We start from the raw sequence: 23,488 nt of genomic DNA, 5'->3' as shown, positions 1-23,488 counted from the left end.
GATACAATATATAAAGTATATGTATTTTAGCCAAAAGGAGGTCTCGCCTCATGACACTTATAACAGTTGTTTTTGTCGCATTCGCACTTCTTGTTATATTTTACACGAATTTCATGACACATACACTGTGTGAACGAAAACAAATAGCTGCGAGCCGCCAACCCGGTGTCTTTCGGGTTATTAATGTATGTATAACAATTTTATTAATTTCTAGTTATATAGAAATTATATTTCATGGAAAGTGAGGAAGGAAAGCCCCTTCCTCACTTTTTTCCTCTATAAGCAAATTATACCTACTATAACCAATAAAATAAACAGTACAAGTAATAAAATAAGTTGAGAATTCATCCCCATCCCCTCCTCTATTCTGTATATGCGGCATACGCCCAATATGGCACACCTTCAAAATCTGACACGATATGGTTAATTTTTCTTTATCAATATGAAAACACGTCGAAATATGATATATTAAATTCTGTACATATTGCTTATACTATGAAATAAATGACACGCATCTTAACTTTATCCTAAAGCCTCGGTAAGCCCTGTTAAGCGCGCTTTACCAATATAAAAAGCAAAAGTATCAGTGAGACTTAATCGGGCTCTGATGAACTAAAATTCATTGGTATAGGATAAATTAAAAATACATAATAGTAGGAGTGTTTATCGAATGAAGAAAGCTATGCTTGCCTTAGCCGCAACAAGTGTAATCGCACTATCAGCTTGTGGAACATCATCATCAGACAAAATCGTTACATCTAAAGCTGGTGACATTACAAAAGACGAGTTCTACAATCAAATGAAAACACAAGCTGGTAAACAAGTACTAAACAACATGGTTATGGAAAAAGTACTTATTAAAAACTACAAAGTTGAAGACAAAGAAGTAGACAAAAAGTACGATGAAATGAAAAAACAATACGGTGATCAATTCGATACACTATTAAAACAACAAGGTATTAAAGAAGAAACGTTAAAAACTGGTGTGCGTGCTCAATTAGCTCAAGAAAAAGCTATCGAGAAAACAATCACTGATAAAGAATTAAAAGAAAACTACAAGCCTGAAATTAAAGCAAGCCACATTCTTGTAAAAGATGAAGCAACTGCGAAAAAGGTGAAAGAAGAACTTGGACAAGGTAAATCTTTCGAAGAGTTAGCGAAACAATACTCTGAAGATACTGGTTCAAAAGAAAAAGGCGGAGACCTTGGCTACTTTACTTCTGGTAAAATGGTTAAAGAATTCGAAGATGCTGCTTATAAACTGAAAAAAGATGAAGTAAGCGAGCCTGTAAAATCACAATTCGGTTACCACATCATTAAAGTAACAGACATTAAAGAACAAAAACCATTTGATGAAGTTAAAGGCGACATCAAAAAAGATCTAGTTCAAAAGAAAGCACAAGATGCACAATTTATGAACGATCTTATGATGAAAGAAATCAAAGCTGCTGACGTAAAAGTTGACGATAAAGATTTAAAAGATCTTTTCGAAGAGAAGAAAACTGACGCTAAAAAAGAAGAAAAGAAATAATGAAATAAAAAGCTCGGGCTTAGGCCCGAGCTTTTTTATGTATCCTCTTCGTTAACGAAAGTTTATTTTTTCATTCGTTTAACTAAAACCATCTTTTATGCATTTTACTTAAAAACATTTCTGTAATTTTAAATCCAGAACTTTCTCCTATAATAGAGTCAATCCCGCAATGCGGACAAACTGCTGTGTTATCATCATCCCACCACTCTGTAATTTTTTCTGGATGGAAAATTTCTAAACAATAGAAACAACCACATATAACATCCTTTTCTAAGTGCTTTCTATTACGAGAACAAAAACGATGTGCTTCCTCAAAATATTTTTGCATCAGTGTCCCCTTCTTTGCTTTACTTACATTCTCCTCAATAAAATTGCAATTCTTCCTTAAATAAAAACACAAAAAACCTTGATCCACACCACACGGGACCAAGGTTTATCTTATTATCATTGATTAAATTCAAAAACTATGTTAAATTAGTACAGAAACACGTTTTCTAAAATTAAAGGAACGTATTTATCCGTATCTTAATTGTACACCAAAACACATCTTCAGTCAACCTCTATTTTTCACTTTTAAAGGAGTGCTTACCGTATGAACAAAAAACTTGATTTAGAGCAAAAAAGATTGGATACCGTAATCGAAACGATTACGCAGCAAATTGATAAGCTGGAAAACGAAACTGGCAGACGCCGGGCAGAAGTAATCAATATTCGTAAACACTTTTGGGATGATGTGAAAGTGAACACGGATACTTTTGATGATTATCTTGAAACAGTTATCAACTTAAGACAACAAGCTCAGTCACTAGCTGTCACACAAATTACTCATAAGCACACCTTTAATCGACTTGCCGCACTAAAACGCATGCATAAATCACCTTATTTTGGACGAATTGATTTCAAAGAGGAAGGCGAATCTGCTGCGGAGCAAATTTATATTGGCGTTGCTACACTTACTGATGCTAGCGGAGAAAACTTTCTTATATATGACTGGCGCGCACCCATTTCGAGTGTCTACTACGATTATCCACCAGGACCGGCTGAATATAGTACACCAGGCGGCGTAATTCACGGTAATGTGGAGAAAAAATTACAATACATTATTCAAAATGGCGAGATTGATTCTATGTTCGATACGAGTCTTACAATTGGCGATGAAATCTTGCAACAAGCGCTCGGAAAAGGTACAAACAAACATATGCAAAGTATCGTTGCTACAATTCAGCGCGAGCAAAATGAAATTATTCGTCACGATGAAGGCCGACTCCTTATCGTGCAAGGAGCTGCTGGTAGTGGTAAAACGTCAGCTGCGCTGCAACGAATCGCCTACTTACTATATAAATATCGCGAATGGTTAAAAGCGGATCAAATCATTCTCTTCTCCCCTAACTCTATGTTCAATAGCTACGTTTCTAACGTACTACCTGAACTCGGTGAAGAAAATATGCAGCAAGTGACATTCCAAGAGTATTTAAACCATAGACTAAGTAAGTCATTTGACGTTGAAGACCCTTATGAACAATTAGAATATATGTTAACTGAAACGGATAGCCCTATCTATAAAACGAGAAATGCAAGCATTCGATTTAAGGCATCCACTCAATTTTTCGAGATGATTAGAGTGTACAGACAGTCTCTTGAATCTTCAGGCGTGCTATTTAGAGGAATGAAATTTAGAGGAAAGTTAATTGTTTCTGCTAAAGAAATTACAGAGCAATTTTACAATACCGATTCCTCCCTTCGCTTCCATAATCGAATTGAAAAGTTAACGGATTGGCTAAATAAACAAATAGATGAAATTGAAAAAGCAGAACTGAAAAAGCCTTGGGTAGAAGAGGAAATTGAATTACTTAGTAAAGATGAATATCAAAAGGCTTATAAATACTTGCAGAAAAAGGGCGAGTTTGACGACAACTCCTTTCATGATTTTGAAAAAGAAACGAAAGTACTTGGACGTATGATTGTCCGTAAAAAATTGAAGCCACTTCGTAAAGGTGTTCAAACATTACGCTTTATCAATTTCACAGGCATATATAAACAACTCTTCACAGATGCATCATGGGTTACTGGAGAAAAACCGAAGGAATGGGATGACATTTGCTCATTAACAGTAAACATGTTAGATGAAGGAAAACTATATTACGAGGACGCAACTCCATTTTTACTTTTAAAAGAATTAATTGAAGGCTTCCAAACGAATAGATCGATTAAACACGTACTCGTAGACGAAGCGCAAGATTATTCTCCGTTTCAATTCGAGTTTTTAAAACGTCTCTTCCCTGCCGCAAGAATGACGGTACTCGGAGACTTTAACCAAGCGATATTTGCACATGCGAGTGAAACAGTGAATTTCAATACACTTACTAGCTTATACGGACCAGATGAAACAAGCGGCATCAATTTAACTCGTAGTTATCGCTCAACAAAACCAATTATTGAATTTACACGTGCTCTCGTACCGGAAGGAAAGAACATTCACGCCTTCGAACGTGACGGCGAGAAACCTACAGTGACGAAAGTATCAAATGACAGCGAACTGCATGCACATATTACTGCCAAAGTTGCGGAACTACAAAAACAGCAGCACAATACGATCGCAATTATATGTAAATCTGCAGCTGAAAGCGCCGCTGCCTACGAAGCACTTCGTCATATCGAGAATATTAAACTTGTGAAAAGTAACTCAGCCGAGTATGAGCAAGGCATTGTCGTGATCCCTGCTTACTTAGCGAAGGGTATTGAATTTGACGCTGTTATTATTTACGATGCTTCTAAAGATGTGTACAGTGATGAGAGCGTTCGTAGATTGTTCTACACTGCTTGTACGCGCGCAATGCATGAATTACAACTTTATAGCGTTGGCGAAGTTAGTCCTTTTGTACTTGAGGCTAGTTCGGAGAGTTTTGAACTTATTGCACCTTGATAATTTGAAATGAACCTAAAGAGTGGCACATGAAAAAACACCTCCTGAATCCGTATACTAAGTATGCAAATTCAGTGGAGGTGTTTTTCTATCATTTATACTTGTAAAATGCTTTCTATTTCTTCTAAATGTAAATTTGTAAACTTTGCAATATCTTCGATTGGCATTCCATTTTTATGCATTCCACGAATTAATTGAATCTTACCTTCTTCAATCCCCTCTTTCTTTCCTTCATTACGAGCATGAGCAAACTTTGCGGCTTCATCCATCAAAGCTTTCTCTCTTGCTTCATATGCTTGTCGAAAAGAAGAATCTTGACTCATACGCTCCCATTTATTCATCGCTTTTTGTAAAATCGGGTCTTGGTTCATCGCAATGTCCTCCAATGTTTGGGTTAGTTGTTCATCCTCGTTTGCCGGAAGTAATAATAACCAACGAACAAACAAATCTTCCCAGGGATTTACTTGTTCATTCCGCCACTGTTGCATAAGTTTCGTAATCTCTACGATATGAACTTCGATATCACTACTCAATATTTTATGTTGTTGTCGATTCCATAAGACTCCTGTTGTATGGAATGCCTCGTATTCAGGAAACATAACGAAATTTAACAAATTGATTGTAATTGTTTTATGAAGAGAGCTGTATGGCATTCCTTTTTGAAGCTGAGATGTGTATAACCTTCCCCAATAATATAAACTGCGTTTAATCATATCATGATTATTATTGAGTTGTATTTCTACGTTGACTTTTGTTCCTGTGTCTAATGTAGCTGAAATATCTAAAATAGATAACTTATCTTCTTCATGTTCCCTGTGTAAATGTGGATCTGCTAATTGTAATGAAACAATGGGCGATTCTAAAGAATCCTGTAACATCGCATTTAAAAAAGCACTTAAAATATCTTCATTTCCACTTGTGCCAAATAATTGTTTAAAAGCAAAATCAATGCGTAAATTCACTAATTGTTGGCTGAACATGAGTTTTTCTCTCCCCATCTCATAAGAGGCTTTCTTTTATTGTACATAAAATAGTGATACGCATGCAAACAAGCACTTACTTAAATTTCTTAAAACGACCTGTATTTGCAGGTTATAACATCATTTCTCATGATTCAAGTTTACTTACGATTGGTGTACTTCTTTCTTCACCTTTATTGGATCCTAACACTTCCGAAAAAATACAGAAGAATACGCCTATTTACAGCAGCTAGCTGAATCAATTTCTCGTTCTGAATTATGTATATCTATTAAAGCGAGTTCACTTATTACAACATAAAAAGAGGGTATTTATCATAACCCTCTTCTACTATCTATTTATGTTTTTGAAACAACACAATTAAGACCGGTAATATGGTTAAAGCGCAGAATAAAGAAAGTGTTGTATCAATAACAGTTGTAATACCAAATTCACGTAAGACTGGGAAGTTAACAAAAATTAACGTTGAAAACCCAACAATTACTGTTAATCCGGAAGCTGTGATGGCTTGCCCCACTTTTGAAAGAGAAACACGAATTGCTTCTTTGGGAGACAATCCCTTCGCCTCTTCTTCACGATATCTTTCCATAATGAGAATCGTAAACTCTGTTCCAATTCCAAGTACAAGGCAACTAAGTGCTGTTGTTAGTGGGTTATATGAAATATCGAGTAGTTTTAAAGCACCTGGCGAGAATCCTAATACTAAAACAATTGGTATCAATGGATATAATGCATGTTTTACGCGGCGATACACAAGGAATAAAGATAGGAAAATAATAAGTAGCCCCGCACCAATCATGAGTTCACTATTTGCACCGATGTTATCAATACCATAAAGCATCATAACTTGCGCACCCGCTGGCTTTATTTTCACACCATCGATCGGCTTCATGTCCTTTGATATGTTATGCATCAATTTCAATTGCTCAGCAGAAGAAAGATCTGGATTCACTTGGAACTGAACTGTTGCGTATTTTTTGTTCTTACTTATAACCGTTTCTTTCAGAGAATTCGGCGCGTTTTCAAGTTCATTTGCTACTTGTGCAGTAGATTCTGGCAACGTGCTTTTCCCGTTGATTTGCAAAATAACTTTCGGTAGTGATATAACATCACTCACATCTTTATATTCATTTTCAATCTTTTTACTTTCACTATGCATCCAAGACATCACTTTCGGTTCTGTGACATCCTCTGCTTCTACTAAATACGTAATATATGTTGTCGAGCCAACTATCTTTTGTAATTGTTTCGTATTTTTTAATGTCTCCATATTTTGCGGAATCATTTTTGTTAAGTCTGTTTCAGTCGGAATAGACCTTTCTGCCATAAATCCAAGACTAGATAAAATAACAGAAACAATTAAAATAGGAATTGCGAGTTTCATAGCTAGATTCGCATATTGATTTAAAAAACGTGATAGCATTGTATTTTTATCTGCATCACTTTTTAATGGAGGTGCTGCTTTTTTGCGATCTAATAAGTAGAATGTTGAGAACATCAATAATAGTTCAATAACGTAACAGAATAATACACCAATCGCTAACGTTAATCCAAATTGTTGCATCATCGGCGCTTTCGATACATACATCGTCAGAAAGCTTAAACTCATAATGACAACTGCAATCCCTACGCCAGGTCCAATATGACGAACGGCATGTAATGTTGCAAGTTTCGCATTACATCCACTCGTTTTATATTCCTCTTCATATCTATTATGGAATTGAACACCAAAATCGGTGCCGAGCCCTATAATGATTGGTAGTGTCGCCATTGTTGCGAGTGTAATCGGGATTCCGGCCCATCCCATGAAACCAAATGTCCATATTAATCCGATTAACACAAAGGCTAATGAAATAATACGACGTCTTACCGGGAATACGAAGAATAGTACAACAATCATTAATAGAACCGCTAAACCGAGCATGATTCCTAATGTCGTTATAACCTCTTCTTGAATATCCCCTAAAATCGCAGGCATTCCAGCTACTTTCACTGTTACACCTTGACTGAAGTTCGTATTTTTAATAAGTTCGTTTAGCTCCTTATTCATACGTACATACGTCGTCATCTCTGTATTATTTGATGTATGAAGTTGAATCACAACATGTTTTCCATTCTCAGGAATGAGTTGTTTCAACTGGTCTGGTACTTTTCCTCTATTTGAAAAGACGATTTCATGAAGTAAATCATTGTTCATATGTTGAACATTCGGTAGAGCTTTCAAAATATCTCGTTGCATATGATCTTTTTGTTGTTCTGTTAAAATGCTTTGCGTATACTTTGCAACCTCATCGTTTTGCTTTTCCGTTAAAACAGATTGTGTTATTTTCTCTTGTTCATCAACTGTAGGAGTATGGCCAAGTGCAATCAATTGCTTTTGTATTTCTTGCATTTGTTCAGGTGCAAGTTGTTGCTGAATAAATACTCCCATTTTTTCACGTTGCTCATTCGTTAAGCTACTTTTTACGTTATTATTAATTCCGTTCATTTTTTCACTCGGAATGGAGTTTTTCAAAGCTGTTTCTAATTTCGGATTTGTTTCCCCTGTATCAAATGCTGAAAAAGAAGGAGCAGGAGCGGATAACATTTCATTTAACAAGCCAACATAATGCGTTGATCTGGTAATATCTTTAATACCTTCTGCTTTTTTAGTGAATTCTACAATTGCTTTATTTGTTTCTTGTGAAAGCAATGTATCGCTCTCTCCACTAAGCAATACGTATATACCATCCCCGCCAAAATGTTTTTGGTACGTTTCTGTATCCTTATAAACGTCAGATGTATTACTTAAAAATACATCATTCCCCATCCTCATCTCAATTTTCGTTATACCAAATACGAAAAATATCGTTAAACATAATATAAGTGCAATATTCATCTTTGCGTACTTGATGATAAAACGTCCAATTGTATCAAAAACCTTATTCATATTTTTCTTTCCTCCTTTGCTATGCTCAATAATTTATCATAGGCTTTAGAGGAAAACGATGAATAAAAATGAATATACGTCTCAAAATGAGACATATGTCTTATTCTGGTTCATTTATGAGAAAATTATTAACGATATGGATCAGTTCTTCTTTTGAATACGGATATTCATTATTAATCCATTTCTTTATAATCTCAAAAAATCCACTACAGTAAAAATCACATAACACATTTGGATAATCTGAATTTCGGATATTCCTTGAAAGAGGGTCGTTATATTGCGCTGCATTTTCATGTAAAGCCTCGCCACCAAGTTGAATCAACTTATCATATAATTCACGGCTATTATTTTTACTTGTAACGTTAAAAAACAACGCACGATTCACATCTATGTAGTCAATTACTTCTTCAAAAAATGTACGTTCCAAATTCAAACCTTGCTTCGTTTGTTCAAATAGCTCTATGGCGACAGCATTTATCGTGGCACTAAAGAGTTCATACTTATCAACGTAATAACGATAAAATGTACTTCTATGTATCATTGCTTTTTCGCAAATATGATTAATCGTAATGGCTGAGAATGGTTTTTCTTTTAATAGTTCTATGAAAGTGTTCGTTATTAAAATTTGTGTACGTAAACGAGTGAGGTTACTCAATTTATTTATCCTCCCTGTAACTTTTATTGTTCTTTTAGTATGCCGTAATTGGTTATAATAGTGAATTCTTTTTGTATATAACAAAAAACACCTTGATCATTATCAAGGTGTTTCTTCCCTTCTAAACGACATATCTTTACGTCGATATACACTCAGCACGATCCCCATTATAAGCGCATGAAATACAGTTGGTGTTAATCCATAACTAATAAAAGGTAAGGATATAGCAGCAAGCGGTAATAAACCTAAAATCATACCAACGTTATAAAGGAATTGAACTACGAAAAGAGTCATTCCTCCAATGAGAAGCAATTTACTATACCGGTCATTTATTGTATAAGATATGAACATTAACCGTGCTACAAAAAGAGAAAGAATTAAGACAAGGACCAGTGCAAGTACATATCCATAATAATAAGTCAAACTTGCAAATACAAAATCAGTATCTGGATTAGGGATGCGCTTTACATCTCCATATGTACCAAACCAACCTGCTGACGACATTACCTCTTTTAAACGTATATACATAAAGCCTGCTCCCTGTGCATCACGCTCTGGATTCAAATACCCTAAAAATCTATCCAAATGATATCCTTTTACTGAGGACCAGGAAAAAGACGCCCTTATAATCAATAAACAGATTGGTACAATCGTAATAATTAATGCCGTTTTCTTTCCTAACTTACTCCACCAAAGCATAACGAATACCATCGTGATATAAATAAAAATCACTGAAAAAGCTGCGCCAATTAAGAATAAATACAAAGAAAATAAATACAACACTACAAGATACCTAACTTTCAATCTATTGTTATTGAAAAAAGAAGCCCAAGCTAGAAAAAAGAACGGTACTGCCATTAAACGATCAATTGCAATAGGACCAACTTTTATTATCGATTCTCCAAGTATCGAAGCGTTCGGAAAACAGTATATCATTAACAAGATAAGTACCCCAATTGTGTAAAACAGCCACCCGAATCTCTCTAGCTTCCGGTAATCAAGTAGCATCATCACTACAACTGTTGCAATACCGAGAATAACAGATATCACCTTATTCATTAGTAAGTCATTCATATGTCCAAAAGCCAGAACCGGTAAAAACCCTAACCCCATCGCAGCCACCAATAAAATAAGTAAAAACCAATCCACCTTTGGCTTATGAAGTTTATTAAGTTCTTGCCCTAGTTTAATCGGACTTCCCATTTGTTCCACAGCTTTATTTTCAGCAATTTCCTCACTTAATCCTTTTTCTATCCATGTGTTCTTTGCCTGTTTTAAGTGAAAATCTAGTTCGGTTGCTACAAAGCTCTTTGCTTCTTTTGATTTAATATGATTCGTAACTTCGCTTACAAAACGATCCCCTTTTTTATTCAATTTCGCCTCACTCCTGTACTAAGCCTTTTAATATAAATTGTACCTTCGTAGCATTTTCTTCTGCCTTTCGCAGCATCTTTCTTCCTTTATCATTTAATTGATAATATTTCGCTCCCGCGTGGTCCCAGCTAGATTGGATAAAGCGATTCTGCTCTAGACGATGTAATACAGTGTATAAAGACCCTTCATCACCTTCGAATTTTTGAATCCCTCTCCCACGCAGTAACTGCATCAATTCATAACCTGTTTTTTCATTCATAAGAAGTTGCAACACTGCTAAAAGAATATCTTCTTCTTTTTCGGACGATTGATTGATTTTTTCACGCACCCGCTTCTGGTGCTGATCAGAAAAACTCAAATGTTTAAACGTTGTATTCTCCATTGATTTTCGCAAGCCTTTTAATCGATCTTCCATTTGATTATTCCTCCAATCCTTCCTTCAAAAGTTCCTTTGCTTTTTTCAGTCTCGTTTTTATCGTATTTTCCTTCACTTCTATTACTGTAGCAATCTCTTTAATTGATAGCTCTTCATAATAAAATAGATAAATCACTTCTCGATATTTTATCGGTAAATTCATTACTGCAGAGGCAAGCCTACTATCCTCTGCATTTTGAATAACCGTTTGTTCCACACTTTCTTTTTGACTCTCCATATACATAAAGTCATCCTCTGTCACGAAAACTTTTTTGTTATACCAACTTTTTATATAGTCCTTACAATGATTGATTGCAATTCTCCATAACCACGTTTTCAAGTTCGAATTCCCTTTATATGTATGAAGAGATTTATAGCATTTCACAAATATATCTTGCGTTAAATCCTCCGCAACCTCTTTATTATTCACATATGAATACACAAGCTGCAGGACTTCTTGTCCATATTTGTTCATTATTTCATCGATAAGGTCCTCCTTATCTTCTATTTCAAACGCTGCTACCGTTAATTCATCCACATCATTTCCTCCTTCCCATATATTAGACGACGCACTGTATGGAAAAGTTTTATACATTCATAAAAAAATAGGGCTGACAATGTTCATACCGTTTTGTTGCACCTTTATACATACACTACCACTTTAACTTCATTAGCTAACTCATTTTCACCTCCACATAATATTTTTAATCGCATTTATATATGTAACTTACAATTACACTTCTTTTACTTGTAGAGAATACTCTTCTTTTTTTACAAAATTAAGTTTTAATTTATATTCACTTTCTCATGGTATAATTTCATTTATCTAGACATTCAAATATTTCATTATAAAACATATACTATATGGAGGCCAAAAATAAGAATGACAAAGAAAACAATCATTACTTTAGTAACTACCCTAACATTAGCTTGCGGGTGCACAGTAGCAGTAGATGCGCCAAACCAAACTAATACTGCTTCTCTGAAAGCGGAGACTTTCACAGGATATGTTATTTCAGTTGACACTGTATACATACTCGTTGCAGATACCGCTACAAAAAGAGAAGCACTTTCCTATTCCGAGATGGAAGCAATAAAATTTATTCCAAACAAACTTTTAAAAATTCCTATCGAAAAAAATAGGAATTATCAATTGGGGGATAAACTCGTTATATCTTTCGGCGTAACGACTAAATCTACACCACCAATTGCAAATGATGCTATCATTGAAAAAATACCTAATGAATAGTACCTTAGGAAATTTTACTTCCATCAATTGCGCCTTTCTTTTTTAAATAACATTTTTTATAAATCACTTCCTTAGCAAATTACATATAATAAACCGAATGGTCATTACGATACATTCACCTAAAGAGCGTCTTTCTCCCAAGGCGCTTTTTAATTTTGAAATCCTTCCTCAAATAAAAAAGAACCCATTTAATCAGGGGTCCACTTCTTCCTAACACTCACTTAAAGAGTCTAATATGTCATAGCCATACAAGGATGGCTTGATAATATCGAAACCAATAAATTCTTCATACTTCTTATCCGCAAAATAAAATACGATATTATGAAATAACACTTTTTGCAAATGAGTATCCTGAGAAAGTCTAAATGAGTATAGGTAGTTATTATCATTTGAAGTTTTCTTTATATATATTTTACTCTTCTTTGTTAATTCTTTTAATTTACGAGCATTTTCTCCAAAAAACTCAATCCCTACTATGCGATCAAATTGATCTATATCTACATTCAGTTTTGGATTTTCTTCTAATTCTTCAGTCGATTCAATCTTAATTTCTGAAGTAAATGGAATCATATAAAGATAAGCCATCTGGATTTCAGGGGCGTAAGTAATTAATTTTTTCATGATACACCTCATATTGGTATCTTATTTTTTGTATTAATCTTTTCTCTATAAACTAAATATTAGGTTTTTTGGTTATAAAATACAAGTATATCATTTGAAATTCTATACTTAACGCAGATGCTTGTTCTTGTTGATCTACTGCTTTTTCTAGTTCTGTTTTGTATTTCATTTGAACGTTGTTATCAGTATTCTTTCTTTATTTAACAAGAAATAAAGTTGTATATGACAAACCACACTTTACACACTAGAGCTTTTTATCCATATGTCTTGTTCCCTATTTTAAAACATAATACAATGAATACGTAACTTAATACGCTATAACTAGTAGGTGTGGTAATCATCTCTTCCATTTTGAAAAAAGGGGGAGGTGATAATATGATCGCGATGTTTGTAATTAAATTAGTGTATGGTATCCTAACCGGAGCTGGCGTTGTCATCGGTAGAAGATACGTCGGTCCATGGCTAATTTCTGTATACAAAAAAGCGAGAACCACCCTGCTTCGTGGAAAAGGTAAGGGCGGTTCTCGGCTAAAACGTTAATGTAATTGTCTTATAACCGCACCTACTACCACCACAATAGCAAGTTAGGTTACAGAGGCAGAAGTTTCTCAGGCTTCTGTCTTCTTTATTTTATGCAAAATTCATACTACATACTCTATCATTATTGTAACACATTCTAATTATTTTTAGTCAAGATAAAAAACCACCTAAAGGCTCCCCTTCAGGTGGTTTTCTATTTTACGCTAACGCAGCTGCCTGTTCTTGTTGATCTATAGGAATGACAGCATCTGTTAATGCTTTTTCTAATTCAGCTGTGTATTTCATTTGCTCTTCTTTACTCCAGCCTAGTTTCGCAGCCATGTAATTGATTACTGCTTCTTTCCACTCGTATACCCAGTGGATATTGAAGAATACAGCGCCTCTACGGCGTACGAAGAAGTCAACTGGTTTTGCTGTCATTTCGTAATCCATTGCGTATACAAGTGGGATTAGAACGTCAAGCGGCATGTTGTATTCTTTCGCTTCGTCTTTATGTTTTTTCGCTAAGTCGAACAGTACGTCAACGTTAGAGCCGTAGAATTTCGCGAACTCTTCTGCTTGTGCTTTCGTTAAACCAGATTTCGTACCTTCGTCTGCTTTTTTCGCAACGAATGCTGGGAATCCGTGTGAACCACTTACATGTCCACCAGAGATTGGCATATGTTTCGTGTCACTCTTCGGATATGCACTATGGCCTTCTTTTTGTAATAAGTTCGTTACGTAGTCTACTACCATTTCAGCCATTTTGCGGTATCCTGTTAATTTACCACCAGCGATTGTAATTAAACCAGATTCAGAAGTCCAAATTTCATCTTTACGAGAAATTTCAGATGCGTTTTTACCTTCTTCGTAAATTAACGGACGCACACCAGCCCAGCTTGATTCAATATCTTTTTCTGTAATTTTCACACTTGGGAACATGTAGTTAATCGCATTAATGATGTATGTGCGATCTTCTGTTGTCATGTGTGGTACAGCTGCATCTTTATCATAGAACGTATCTGTTGTACCTACGTAAGTTTTTCCGCCGCGAGGAATCGCGAACACCATACGTTTATCTGGTGTATCGAAGTAAATTGCTTGACCTAATGGGAAACGTTTTTGGTCAATTACTAAGTGAACACCTTTTGATAACTGAAGTACTTTTCCTTTTTTCGAGTTATCTTTCTCACGAAGTGTATCTACCCAAGGACCAGCTGCGTTTACAATTTTCTTACCGTAAACTTCGTACACTTCTCCGTCTAGTAAATCGATTACACGTACACCGCATACTTTTCCATCTTTATATAAGAAACTGTCTACTTTTGCGTAGTTAACAGCTTTCGCACCATGCTCAATTGCTTCTTTCATTACTTCAATTGTAAGACGCGCATCGTCTGTACGATATTCTACGTAGTAACCGCCGCCTTTTAATCCTTCTTTTTTCACAAGAGGCTCTTTGTTTAATGTTTCTTCACGGTTAAACATCTTTCTGCGCTCGCTTCGTTTTACACCTGCTAAGAAGTCGTATACACGAAGACCAATTGATGTACTAAATGATCCGAACGTACCGCCTGTATGGAACGGAAGTAACATCCACTCTGGTGTTGTTACATGGGGACCGTTCTCATATACAATCGCACGCTCTTTCCCCACCTCTGCTACCATTTTCACTTCAAGTTGTTTTAAATAACGTAGACCACCGTGTACAAGCTTCGTTGAACGACTTGATGTACCTGCTGCAAAGTCCTGCATTTCAAACACAATTGTTGATAACCCGCGTGTTGCTCCATCTAATGCAATACCAGAACCAGTAATACCTCCACCAATTACGATCACATCTAACTCTTGTTTATTTACTCCGTTTAATACGTCTTTACGTTGTTTACTTGAAAATTTCATGGTAATTCCTCCCTTTGATAACGAAAAAAGAGACCACAAACTCCGCTATAGATTTCGCCTCTATAGCGCGTTGTGGTCTCTCCAAATCTCCTACCGAATTATTAACTTGTCACCATTATAACACTGTTTATGATTATTTGAAAGCTTTTGTTGCTTCAATTGCTTTTTTCCATCCAGCATATAGCTCTTCGCTTGTTTCCGCTTCCATCGTTGGTTCAAAGCGTTTGTCCATATGCCACTGTGATTTAATTTCATCTTGGTTTTTCCAATATCCAACCGCAAGACCAGCTAAGTATGCTGCACCTAGAGCCGTTGTTTCATTGATTACTGGACGCTCTACAGGAACATCTAAAATATCACTTTGGAATTTCATTAAGAAGTTATTTTTAACTGCTCCGCCATCAACACGTAATGTTTTTAATTCAATACCTGAATCTGCTTCCATTGCGCATAATACATCTTTCGTTTGGTAAGCTAAAGATTCTAGCGTTGCACGAATGAAATGCTCTTTCGTCGTACCGCGCGTTACACCAAACATAGCGCCGCGTACTTCACTATCCCAGTAAGGTGTACCTAAACCTACGAATGCTGGTACAACGTATACACCGTCAGTTGATTCAACGCGAGAAGCGTACACTTCACTCTCACTTGCATCTTTAAACATGCGCATTCCGTCGCGTAACCACTGAATTGCAGAACCTGCTACGAAAATACTTCCTTCTAATGCGTAGTTTACTTTACCATCTATTCCCCATGCAATTGTTGTTAATAGGCCATGTTCAGAAGCTACTGCTTTTTCACCAGTGTTCATTAACATGAAGCAACCAGTTCCGTAAGTATTTTTCGCCATACCTTCACCGAAACAAGCTTGTCCAAATAATGCTGCTTGTTGGTCACCAGCTACACCTGCAATCGGTACATTTTGACCGAAGAAGTGATAGTCAATTGTTTCTCCATAAACTTCAGATGATGGACGTACTTCTGGAAGCATGCTCTTTGGTACTGTTAACATATCTAGAAGCTCATCATCCCACTGTAAGTCGTGGATGTTAAACATTAACGTACGTGCTGCATTTGAGTAATCTGTTACGTGTGCTTTACCACCAGATAGTTTCCATACAAGCCACGAATCAATTGTTCCGAATAATAGATCGCCATTTTCTGCTTTCTCTCTTGCACCTTCAACGTTATCTAAAATCCATTTTACTTTTGTACCAGAGAAGTATGCGTCAATTAAAAGACCTGTTTTTTCGCGAACCATTTCGCCATAACCTTTTTCTTTTAACTCATCACAAATTTCAGCTGTTTGGCGAGATTGCCATACGATTGCGTTGTAAATTGGTTTACTAGTTGTTTTATCCCATACAACCGTTGTTTCACGTTGGTTCGTAATACCGATACCAGCGATTTGTTCTGGTTTTACATCTGCTTCGCTTAAGCAAGTTGCGATAACTGCTAAAATAGATCCCCAAATTTCTTGCGCGTTATGCTCTACCCAACCTGGCTTTGGAAAATGTTGTGTAAACTCTTTTTGAGCTGAATGAACAATTTCACCTTTTTTATTGAACAGAATTGCGCGTGAGCTAGTTGTTCCTTGGTCTAAAGAAAGAATATATTTTTTCATATCGGTTTCCCCCTATGCTACTTTTCTACTATTTGTATTGCTTTCACTTTTTTTACTTGTCATATAAGAGATTGCTAGTACAATCACAGTTGCAATAATCACATAAATAAGTGCTGCATTTTGTTTTCCCTCAAATACAACTTGATGGAATAATCCTGCAAGTGATCCACCTAAAATCGGACCTACTACTGGAATCCATGCATACTTCCAGTTTGAACCGCCTTTTCCTGCAATCGGAAGGAAGAAGTGTGCGATACGCGGACCTAAATCACGAGCCGGGTTAATCGCGTATCCTGTTGTTCCACCTAATGATAAACCAATACTTACAATTAAGAAACCTACGATAAATGGATTTAAACCATCTGCAAATTTATTTGCTCCAATTGCTAATATACCAAATACTAAAACGAATGTTCCAATCATTTCACTTAAAAGGTTTGTAAATGTGTTCGGAATTGCTGGACCTGTTGCAAATACACCTAATTTTGTTCCTGGATCTTCTGTTTCTTTCCAGTGTGGTAAGTAATGTAAATATACAAGAACTGCCCCGATAATTGCCCCAATCATTTGTGCTGCGATATAACCTGGTACGTCACTCCATGGGAACGCTCCCTTAAATGCTAATCCTATCGTTAAAGCCGGATTCAAATGCGCCCCACTAATTGATCCAACTGCATACGCTGCAACCGCTACCGCTAAGCCCCAGCCCATCGTAATAACAATCCAACCTGAATCTTTTGCAAACGACTTCTTTAAACTTACACCAGCGCAAACGCCGCCACCAAGTAAGATTAACAACGCAGTCCCTACTAACTCTCCTAAAAATGCTGACATAGTATCCCTCCACAATCAATTTAAACGCTTCCAAATGTGATAGAGGTAAAATGAATGGCCATTCGTTTTTGTCAAAAGAAAAAGACCCACAGCTTTGCACGCTTCTATATAAATTTATATAGAAACAATGAAATGTGGATCTCTACTTTTCTCCGTCACGTTTATTAACTTGTCTATAATGTTAACTGTAAATGAAAGCGGTGTCAACGTAAATATTCACATTTTCGTCACTTTTTTTGGTAATGTTTCCATAGTTCGCGTTTTGATGTTGTAATTGCTGTCGCACCAGCATTTAACGCTTTCTCCACATCATCCACTGTACGAATAAAACCACCCGCCAAAATCGGTACACCAGTACGTTCTTTCACTTCAGCGATAATGTCCGTCATTGCTCCCGGAAGCACCTCTATATAATCCGGCTTCGTCTTTTCTAAAAGATTGCAACTCTTCTCCATTGCACTCGAATCGATTAAAAAGATACGCTGAATTGCCACAACACCTTTTTGCTTCGCCTTCATAATCACGCTCGCCTTTGTCGAAAGTAATCCGTACGGTCTAAACTCTTGGCATAAATACTCCGTCGCATGCCCATCACTCTGTAAGCCATGAATTAAATCCACATGTAAAAATACCTTTTTACAATATTGCTTCGCAAGTGATATAACACTCTTCAATTGACCAACATGAATATCTAAAATAACGATATATTCATACGAACTATGTAATAACTTCTCCAAATCTTTAATTTGCCTCACTGCCGGCAAAATCTTTTGCTCATGAAATTCCATTCTATATGTCCCCTTCTCTATGTCATCCTATCCTTTATAGTACACAATTTAAGTGAAAAGAACAGCTAGTGTCGGGGATTTCTTTCAAAACTTTCTCTTACCTATATATTTTCTTCAACTTATCAGATCCCATACCACCTATAACCATTAATAAGAGCGGTAAAAAATTCATTACATACGGTGCATCCGCTATAATTGTAATGCTCTCTCCGGCAAACTTATTTAGCATCCACACAATGATTTTTGTAACAAACAAAAATACGCCCATCATAAATAAACTATCAAAAAACACCTTCCATTTTGGATGCGCCAATTGCTTACTATCTTCAATAACTTTCTGCGTCAACTCTTCATCACTCCTTAGTAATTCATCAATCGTAATACCGAACAGATCACTTATATGAATAATAATTTCAATGCTCGGATAGTTCTTTCCCGTCTCCCATTTCGAAGCAGATTGTCTACTTACATGAATTTTTTCAGCCAAATCATTTTGCGACCAATTTCGTTTTTCTCGTTCTTGTTTTAAGCGTTCACTAAAAATCATACTGTGTTTATCACCTCTCTACGCCTAGTATGGACAAATACATCATGAAGAGTAAAGCGAGTTGTCATTGCGTTAGCTGTGCGACTTTTACGTTACAGGTTGTAATGGCGCTATGTATTGTGTCAATTCCATATATTTTTCTTCTATAATAATTTCCCGAACAATAATCGTGCTTCTTAACATTGTCGTTTCTTGTCGGTAAGTCGATATCTCATGTCGAATCGTCGATAAATTGAAAAAATCGTTGATATATTTCAAGTTGTGTTCGATATATTTCAGAAAATAAAAAAGTGGATAACGACATGTTATCCACGCTCCCATAATTATAATAAAACAGAATCCTTATCACTATCCTGATTACGTTTCTCTCGCTCTTCTTCTAAGCGCTTCATATATACTTCGCCTTCTTTTTCGATAAACTCATTATCCATCTCTTGCTCTTTTTTTGAAGTATATAAAACCATGTAGCCACTTAATACGATCCCGACAATTACAAGATACACCCACCATGGTAAAGTTTCCACTGTACTTCATCCCTTTCCTTAGACAAGCCTTATTAGTTTCACTGTATGAGGAAAGAAGTGGATTTATGCTTATTTTATTGTGGATGCTTCGAGAAAAATGCTTGTACATATTCCATAAACTCAATTGGTTCCTGACGAAACGGCGCATGGTATCCTTTTTCAATAATATGAAACGTACTATTTGCAAATAACTCGTGGTACAACTCACCATTTTTCCAAGAAACGCTCTTATCGTGTCGGCCCCATATAATTAAAGTCGGTACCTTAATTTTGTCTGCTTCCATCGCGATGCGGCGCTCTCTCATTTTCGTCAGCTGATCATAATGCTCTTTATCGTCGCGACTATTTTTCACTTCATTTTTATTGTAATCCGTAATCTCCGTTACCGTTTGAAGATCCGTTGATAGCGGCGGCACTTCATAACTTTCTTTTTGCTGGAAAGACTCTATTCCTGTAGAATCCGCTAAAACGAGATGCGTTACTGCATCCGGATATAAATACGCTAAATTTAGAGACATCTCTCCGCCCATCGAATGACCAAGTACTGCGAATTGATCGTATCCGAGCTTCTTCATTAACTTATAATATAAATTCACTTGCGCAGGAAACGAATACTCAAAATCAATCGGCTTAGAAGAACGTCCAAACCCTAAAATATCAACCGCAATAATCGTGTGATCTCGCGCTAGTTCCGGATAAATATCACTAAATCCATCAGATGAACCACCAAACCCGTGCAGCATAAGTAAAGGCGGCTTCCCCTCACCAATTTTCTTAAAATAAATCGTCTGCCCGTCAATTTGCGCCATACTCTCTTTCGTATTCAGCTTCATCATAACAGTATCTTTCACTTCTCCAACCTTCGCAATCGGCTTATCAACGAAGTTACAAACAATTAACAAAACGAGCACAATACCGCTAATCATATAAAACTTAAACCGTTTCAAAATTCCCGTCTCCTTTCTCAAGTTGCTATTTAAAGTTTTTACATTATTTGGTTGTTTTATGATTAATTTTAATCGTAACTATCACGGTTACAATCATACTAAAAAAATATTACTCACTGCCATCACTAACAGTTGCTTTGTAACCATTATAGTTACAAACAAAAAGTAAGTCAATTATTTTATCCCATATAATAAAAAGAGCACTGAACAAATATCAGCACTCTTCCTCATCATTCTCGTTATTTACACACAGTTGTTCCGCTATTTCTTGTACCCGTTCCATCGTTATTCCTTCTCTAAGCTCCATTGCTAGAGGATGGTCTGTCGGCTCTAGTTCAATATAAGGACGAATGCCATCGGCTCTTGGATGAACCATCGTTTTTAAACTGACTGTTTCCAATTCATATGGTAAATTCGTTGAAAGCCAACCAAACATCGGCTCTAATAATTGTTGCTTATCCCAGTGTTCATTCACCTTATCAAAATTCGCTTCACTCAACGAAACCCATACACCCCATATGAAATGTTCATCTGTACCAATGATAGGAATTTCAATACTCCCTCGCATAAAGAAGTGTTCTCCATCCATCACGCATAAATCATCATTCATTTCAAATCTATCTTCTCGCTCTTCAGGTTCAGCATCATAATAATAAACAGGCGCTGATGATCCATAGCTCGTTGGAATTTCTTCATGATATGTACCGCAGCATCTACAAGTATACCCACTTATTTTCGTCATTCTATTCCTCCATCAGTTTTACATTCATTTTAGCAAAATACTTATAAAGCGAAAACAAAAAAACAAGCAGTTTCAGCGTTCCGCTAAAACTACTTGCTCTCCTACTTATTCTCTCTATTGTTACTCTTTAATAAATTCCTTCGTGCTTCTTACTGTATCAATTGGACGAACTAATTTTTCAATTTCTTCACGTTTTGGCTCTAAGAACGGAGGTAACGATAATTTTTCGCCAAGTGTTTCGTATGGCTCATCTCCCATAAATCCTGGGCCATCTGTTGCAAATTCAAATAAAATTTGTGGTGCAACTCTTGCGTATAATGACTCGAAGAAATGGCGGTCTACATAGCCAGATGAAGGAAGACCAACGCTACTGATTCTTTCGATCCATTCTTCTAATACAGCGCGATCTTCTACGCGGAATGCAGCATGGTGCACTGTACCAAAACCTTGTCGTGCTTCTGGAAGAACCGTATTATGTTCTACAATGACAGAAGCACCGTTTCCGCCTTCGTTTACTTCAAATAAATAGAATTCTCCTTCTTGCGCAATCTCTTTAAATAATAAAACTTTTTCTAACACTTCTTTAAAGAAACTAAAGTTTGCGATGCGGATAAATACAGGTCCTAAACCAGTAATTGCGTATTCTAATGGAACTGGACCGTTTTGCCACGGTGTACCTGATTCTACCCCATTATCTAATTCATCTGAGATTAATTGATAGTGTTGATCATCAAAGTCAACGAAAGAAAGAGTTTTCTTACCAAATTGCTCTTTAATACCTGTATGTTCCACTTCAAGACGGTCAAAACGTTTCACCCAATATGCTAATGCTGCATCAGTTGGAACACGGAATGACGTTTTTGAAATTTCATTTGTACCGTGTACTCCTTTTGGAATACCTGGGAAGTCAAAGAATGTCATATCTGTTCCTGCACTACCTTTATCATCTGCAAAGAATAAATGATACGTTTGAATGTCATCTTGGTTTACTGTTTTTTTAACTAAACGCATTCCTAAAACGTGAGTGAAAAACTCATAGTTTTTTTCTGCACTACTTGTAATCGCTGTAACGTGGTGAATTCCTTTTAATTGGTTCATTTTATATTCCTCCAATAGTTTTAAATTGTATATTTTCTCTTCTATTATTTCTCTTCAATAGGTGCTAATTTCGCTTCAATTTCTGCTCGCTTTTCTTCTAAGAACGGCGGTAAATCAAGTTTTTCTCCTAAATGTTCTACATCTCCATCAACTGTAAATCCTGGTCCATCTGTCGCAATTTCAAATAGGATTCCGTTTGATTCACGGAAATATAAGCTTTTAAAATAGAAACGGTCGATGATTCCTGAAGATTGGAAACCTCTTTGTATCACCTGTTCTTCCCAATAAGCAAGCTCTGTATCATTTTTCACACGAATTGCTAAATGGTGAATGCTACCGCGGCCTGGCTTTTCAGTAGGACCATCTAAATATTTCACAACGATTTCTCCAAAGGCTTCTCCTTTAATAGACTGGAAAATCGCTTCTTCGTCATTTCGGCTAACTTCTGTATAACCAAATATGTCTGTTAATGTACTCGCCAGTTTATCAAGTCTACGCACCGTCATTTCCACAGAACCCATTCCTTGAATTTGATGCTGTACAGGAACTTCTGATTTCTCCCACGTTTCCCAGTGCTCCACTTTTTCTCCGTTTGAAACGAGTAGTACTAAGCGAAGACCTTCAGCATCCTCAAATTGTAAAGCAGGACGATTTGCATATGTTGTCATTTCACTATGTTTTACATCAAATTCCTCAAATCGTTCTTTCCAGTAATGTAAGCTTTCCTCGGAAGGAACGAGTAATCCAATTCGAGTAATGGCATTCGTACCGCGGTACGTTTTTCCTACTAAAGGAATTTCAAAAAATGATAATTCCGTACCTGGACTTCCTGTTTTATCTCCATAAAATAAGTGATACATTGATGGATCATCTTGGTTTACTGTCATTTTCACGCGACGTAAACCAAGTACATTTTTATAAAAGTGATTATTTTCATTTGCATTTTTCGTAACCATTGAAATGTGATGATGCCCTTTAATTTCATACATTGTTTATTCCTCCGTTTCGTTTTACTAGTCAAGTGATAAATAAAAAAATAACATTTCCCACAACTAATATGGTTTTTAGCGTTTCAATTTATTCTTAATTATGTTTTTGTAAATTCATCTTAGTTTTTACTGCATAAGTTACTTTGTTTTGTAAGTCGAAAGCAAGTGAGTGTATGTTTTTCATATGACTCAATCGCTTTCGTTACTATCACTTTACACCTCAAGTGATTAAAAAGCAAGTAATTTATCTCAAATTCAAGATATTTTTTGTATCGTATTATTTACTTCCTATAAAAATA

At 36.1% G+C, this 23,488-nt stretch carries 23 protein-coding genes and 1 pseudogene; 6 read left to right on the top strand and 18 right to left on the bottom strand.

The features are described 5' to 3' along the window. Positions 1 to 50: 50 nt before the first annotated feature. Both ATN06_RS05460 and prsA read left to right on the top strand, forming a co-directional pair. Positions 51 to 245, top strand: a complete 195-nt coding sequence (locus ATN06_RS05460) for a hypothetical protein (protein WP_000172690.1) — start codon at positions 51 to 53, stop codon at positions 243 to 245. A gap of 425 nt (positions 246 to 670) precedes the next feature. After that, positions 671 to 1,531 carry a peptidylprolyl isomerase PrsA gene (prsA, locus tag ATN06_RS05450; RefSeq protein ID WP_060629839.1) on the top strand — a complete coding sequence of 287 codons (861 nt, stop codon included), beginning with the start codon at positions 671 to 673 and terminating at the stop codon, positions 1,529 to 1,531. Positions 1,532 to 1,613: 82 nt separating this feature from the next. On the opposite strand, the gene ATN06_RS05445 is transcribed toward prsA, so the two are convergent. Beyond that, positions 1,614 to 1,859, bottom strand: a complete 246-nt coding sequence (locus ATN06_RS05445; RefSeq protein ID WP_060629838.1) for a hypothetical protein — start codon at positions 1,857 to 1,859, stop codon at positions 1,614 to 1,616. A gap of 264 nt (positions 1,860 to 2,123) precedes the next feature. Between ATN06_RS05445 and helD the strand changes: the two genes are divergently transcribed. Beyond that, complete coding sequence (gene helD / locus ATN06_RS05440) at positions 2,124 to 4,454, top strand: RNA polymerase recycling motor HelD (protein ID WP_060629837.1); 2,331 nt, start codon at positions 2,124 to 2,126, stop codon at positions 4,452 to 4,454. 95 nt (positions 4,455 to 4,549) lie between these two features. On the opposite strand, the gene ATN06_RS05435 is transcribed toward helD, so the two are convergent. Beyond that, on the bottom strand, positions 4,550 to 5,434 hold the full coding sequence (locus ATN06_RS05435; protein ID WP_060629836.1) for an Rpn family recombination-promoting nuclease/putative transposase: 885 nt from the start codon (positions 5,432 to 5,434) through the stop codon (positions 4,550 to 4,552). An 89-nt stretch (positions 5,435 to 5,523) separates the two neighbouring features. Between ATN06_RS05435 and ATN06_RS05430 the strand changes: the two are divergent. After that, a pseudogene (locus tag ATN06_RS05430) lies at positions 5,524 to 5,732 on the top strand (hypothetical protein); the annotation flags it as partial. Positions 5,733 to 5,766: 34 nt separating this feature from the next. Here ATN06_RS05430 and ATN06_RS05425 read toward each other — a convergent pair. The 5 genes from ATN06_RS05425 to ATN06_RS05405 form a co-directional block, all read right to left on the bottom strand. Beyond that, complete coding sequence (locus ATN06_RS05425) at positions 5,767 to 8,361, bottom strand: efflux RND transporter permease subunit (protein ID WP_060629835.1); 2,595 nt, start codon at positions 8,359 to 8,361, stop codon at positions 5,767 to 5,769. 100 nt (positions 8,362 to 8,461) lie between these two features. Then, positions 8,462 to 9,016, bottom strand: coding sequence for a TetR/AcrR family transcriptional regulator C-terminal domain-containing protein (locus ATN06_RS05420; RefSeq protein WP_060629834.1), 555 nt, complete (start codon positions 9,014 to 9,016; stop codon positions 8,462 to 8,464). Positions 9,017 to 9,118: 102 nt separating this feature from the next. Beyond that, positions 9,119 to 10,390, bottom strand: coding sequence for an FtsW/RodA/SpoVE family cell cycle protein (locus ATN06_RS05415; RefSeq protein WP_060629833.1), 1,272 nt, complete (start codon positions 10,388 to 10,390; stop codon positions 9,119 to 9,121). 7 nt (positions 10,391 to 10,397) lie between these two features. Then, positions 10,398 to 10,805: a PadR family transcriptional regulator gene (locus ATN06_RS05410; protein WP_060629832.1), complete on the bottom strand. Its 408-nt coding sequence runs from the start codon at positions 10,803 to 10,805 to the stop codon at positions 10,398 to 10,400. A gap of 4 nt (positions 10,806 to 10,809) precedes the next feature. Further along, entirely contained in the window at positions 10,810 to 11,343 is a 534-nt protein-coding gene (locus tag ATN06_RS05405) for a sigma-70 family RNA polymerase sigma factor (RefSeq protein ID WP_060629831.1), read from the bottom strand. A gap of 345 nt (positions 11,344 to 11,688) precedes the next feature. Here ATN06_RS05405 and ATN06_RS05400 point away from each other — a divergent pair, with 345 nt between their 5' ends. Continuing rightward, complete coding sequence (locus tag ATN06_RS05400; RefSeq protein ID WP_060629830.1) at positions 11,689 to 12,054, top strand: DUF3221 domain-containing protein; 366 nt, start codon at positions 11,689 to 11,691, stop codon at positions 12,052 to 12,054. Between the two features lie 210 nt (positions 12,055 to 12,264). On the opposite strand, the gene ATN06_RS05395 is transcribed toward ATN06_RS05400, so the two are convergent. After that, positions 12,265 to 12,675, bottom strand: a complete 411-nt coding sequence (locus ATN06_RS05395) for a DUF2283 domain-containing protein (protein ID WP_060629829.1) — start codon at positions 12,673 to 12,675, stop codon at positions 12,265 to 12,267. A gap of 375 nt (positions 12,676 to 13,050) precedes the next feature. On the opposite strand from ATN06_RS05395, the gene ATN06_RS05390 reads away from it, so the two are divergent. Continuing rightward, the gene (locus ATN06_RS05390) at positions 13,051 to 13,215 is read left to right on the top strand and encodes a hypothetical protein (protein WP_000561154.1); all 165 of its coding nucleotides are present in this window, start codon (positions 13,051 to 13,053) and stop codon (positions 13,213 to 13,215) included. Positions 13,216 to 13,413: 198 nt separating this feature from the next. On the opposite strand, the gene glpD is transcribed toward ATN06_RS05390, so the two are convergent. The 10 genes from glpD to ATN06_RS05340 form a co-directional block, all read right to left on the bottom strand. Further along, on the bottom strand, positions 13,414 to 15,096 hold the full coding sequence (gene glpD / locus ATN06_RS05385; RefSeq protein ID WP_060629828.1) for an aerobic glycerol-3-phosphate dehydrogenase: 1,683 nt from the start codon (positions 15,094 to 15,096) through the stop codon (positions 13,414 to 13,416). Between the two features lie 133 nt (positions 15,097 to 15,229). Beyond that, positions 15,230 to 16,720, bottom strand: coding sequence for a glycerol kinase GlpK (gene glpK, locus ATN06_RS05380; RefSeq protein ID WP_060629827.1), 1,491 nt, complete (start codon positions 16,718 to 16,720; stop codon positions 15,230 to 15,232). 12 nt (positions 16,721 to 16,732) lie between these two features. After that, positions 16,733 to 17,554: a glycerol uptake facilitator protein GlpF gene (gene glpF, locus ATN06_RS05375; protein ID WP_060629826.1), complete on the bottom strand. Its 822-nt coding sequence runs from the start codon at positions 17,552 to 17,554 to the stop codon at positions 16,733 to 16,735. Between the two features lie 227 nt (positions 17,555 to 17,781). Next, positions 17,782 to 18,342, bottom strand: coding sequence for a glycerol uptake operon antiterminator GlpP (glpP, locus tag ATN06_RS05370; protein WP_060629825.1), 561 nt, complete (start codon positions 18,340 to 18,342; stop codon positions 17,782 to 17,784). 97 nt (positions 18,343 to 18,439) lie between these two features. After that, positions 18,440 to 18,889 carry a helix-turn-helix domain-containing protein gene (locus ATN06_RS05365; protein WP_060629824.1) on the bottom strand — a complete coding sequence of 150 codons (450 nt, stop codon included), beginning with the start codon at positions 18,887 to 18,889 and terminating at the stop codon, positions 18,440 to 18,442. A 323-nt stretch (positions 18,890 to 19,212) separates the two neighbouring features. After that, positions 19,213 to 19,413, bottom strand: coding sequence for a sporulation YhaL family protein (locus tag ATN06_RS05360; protein ID WP_000449229.1), 201 nt, complete (start codon positions 19,411 to 19,413; stop codon positions 19,213 to 19,215). Positions 19,414 to 19,487: 74 nt separating this feature from the next. Then, complete coding sequence (locus ATN06_RS05355) at positions 19,488 to 20,360, bottom strand: alpha/beta fold hydrolase (RefSeq protein WP_060629823.1); 873 nt, start codon at positions 20,358 to 20,360, stop codon at positions 19,488 to 19,490. Positions 20,361 to 20,574: 214 nt separating this feature from the next. Next, positions 20,575 to 21,102, bottom strand: coding sequence for a DUF2199 domain-containing protein (locus tag ATN06_RS05350; protein ID WP_060629822.1), 528 nt, complete (start codon positions 21,100 to 21,102; stop codon positions 20,575 to 20,577). A gap of 120 nt (positions 21,103 to 21,222) precedes the next feature. Next, a complete protein-coding gene (locus tag ATN06_RS05345) occupies positions 21,223 to 22,200 on the bottom strand; it encodes a ring-cleaving dioxygenase (protein WP_060629821.1) in 978 nt (325 codons plus the stop codon). 44 nt (positions 22,201 to 22,244) lie between these two features. Next, positions 22,245 to 23,189 carry a ring-cleaving dioxygenase gene (locus ATN06_RS05340; RefSeq protein WP_060629820.1) on the bottom strand — a complete coding sequence of 315 codons (945 nt, stop codon included), beginning with the start codon at positions 23,187 to 23,189 and terminating at the stop codon, positions 22,245 to 22,247. Between the last annotated feature and the right edge of the window lie 299 nt (positions 23,190 to 23,488).

This window comes from Bacillus thuringiensis (genome assembly GCF_001455345.1).
Classification (GTDB): Bacteria; Bacillota; Bacilli; order Bacillales; family Bacillaceae_G; genus Bacillus_A; species Bacillus_A thuringiensis_N.
The sequence above is the reverse complement of the archived record's forward strand: the minus strand, read 5'-3'. Positions and strand labels throughout refer to the sequence as shown.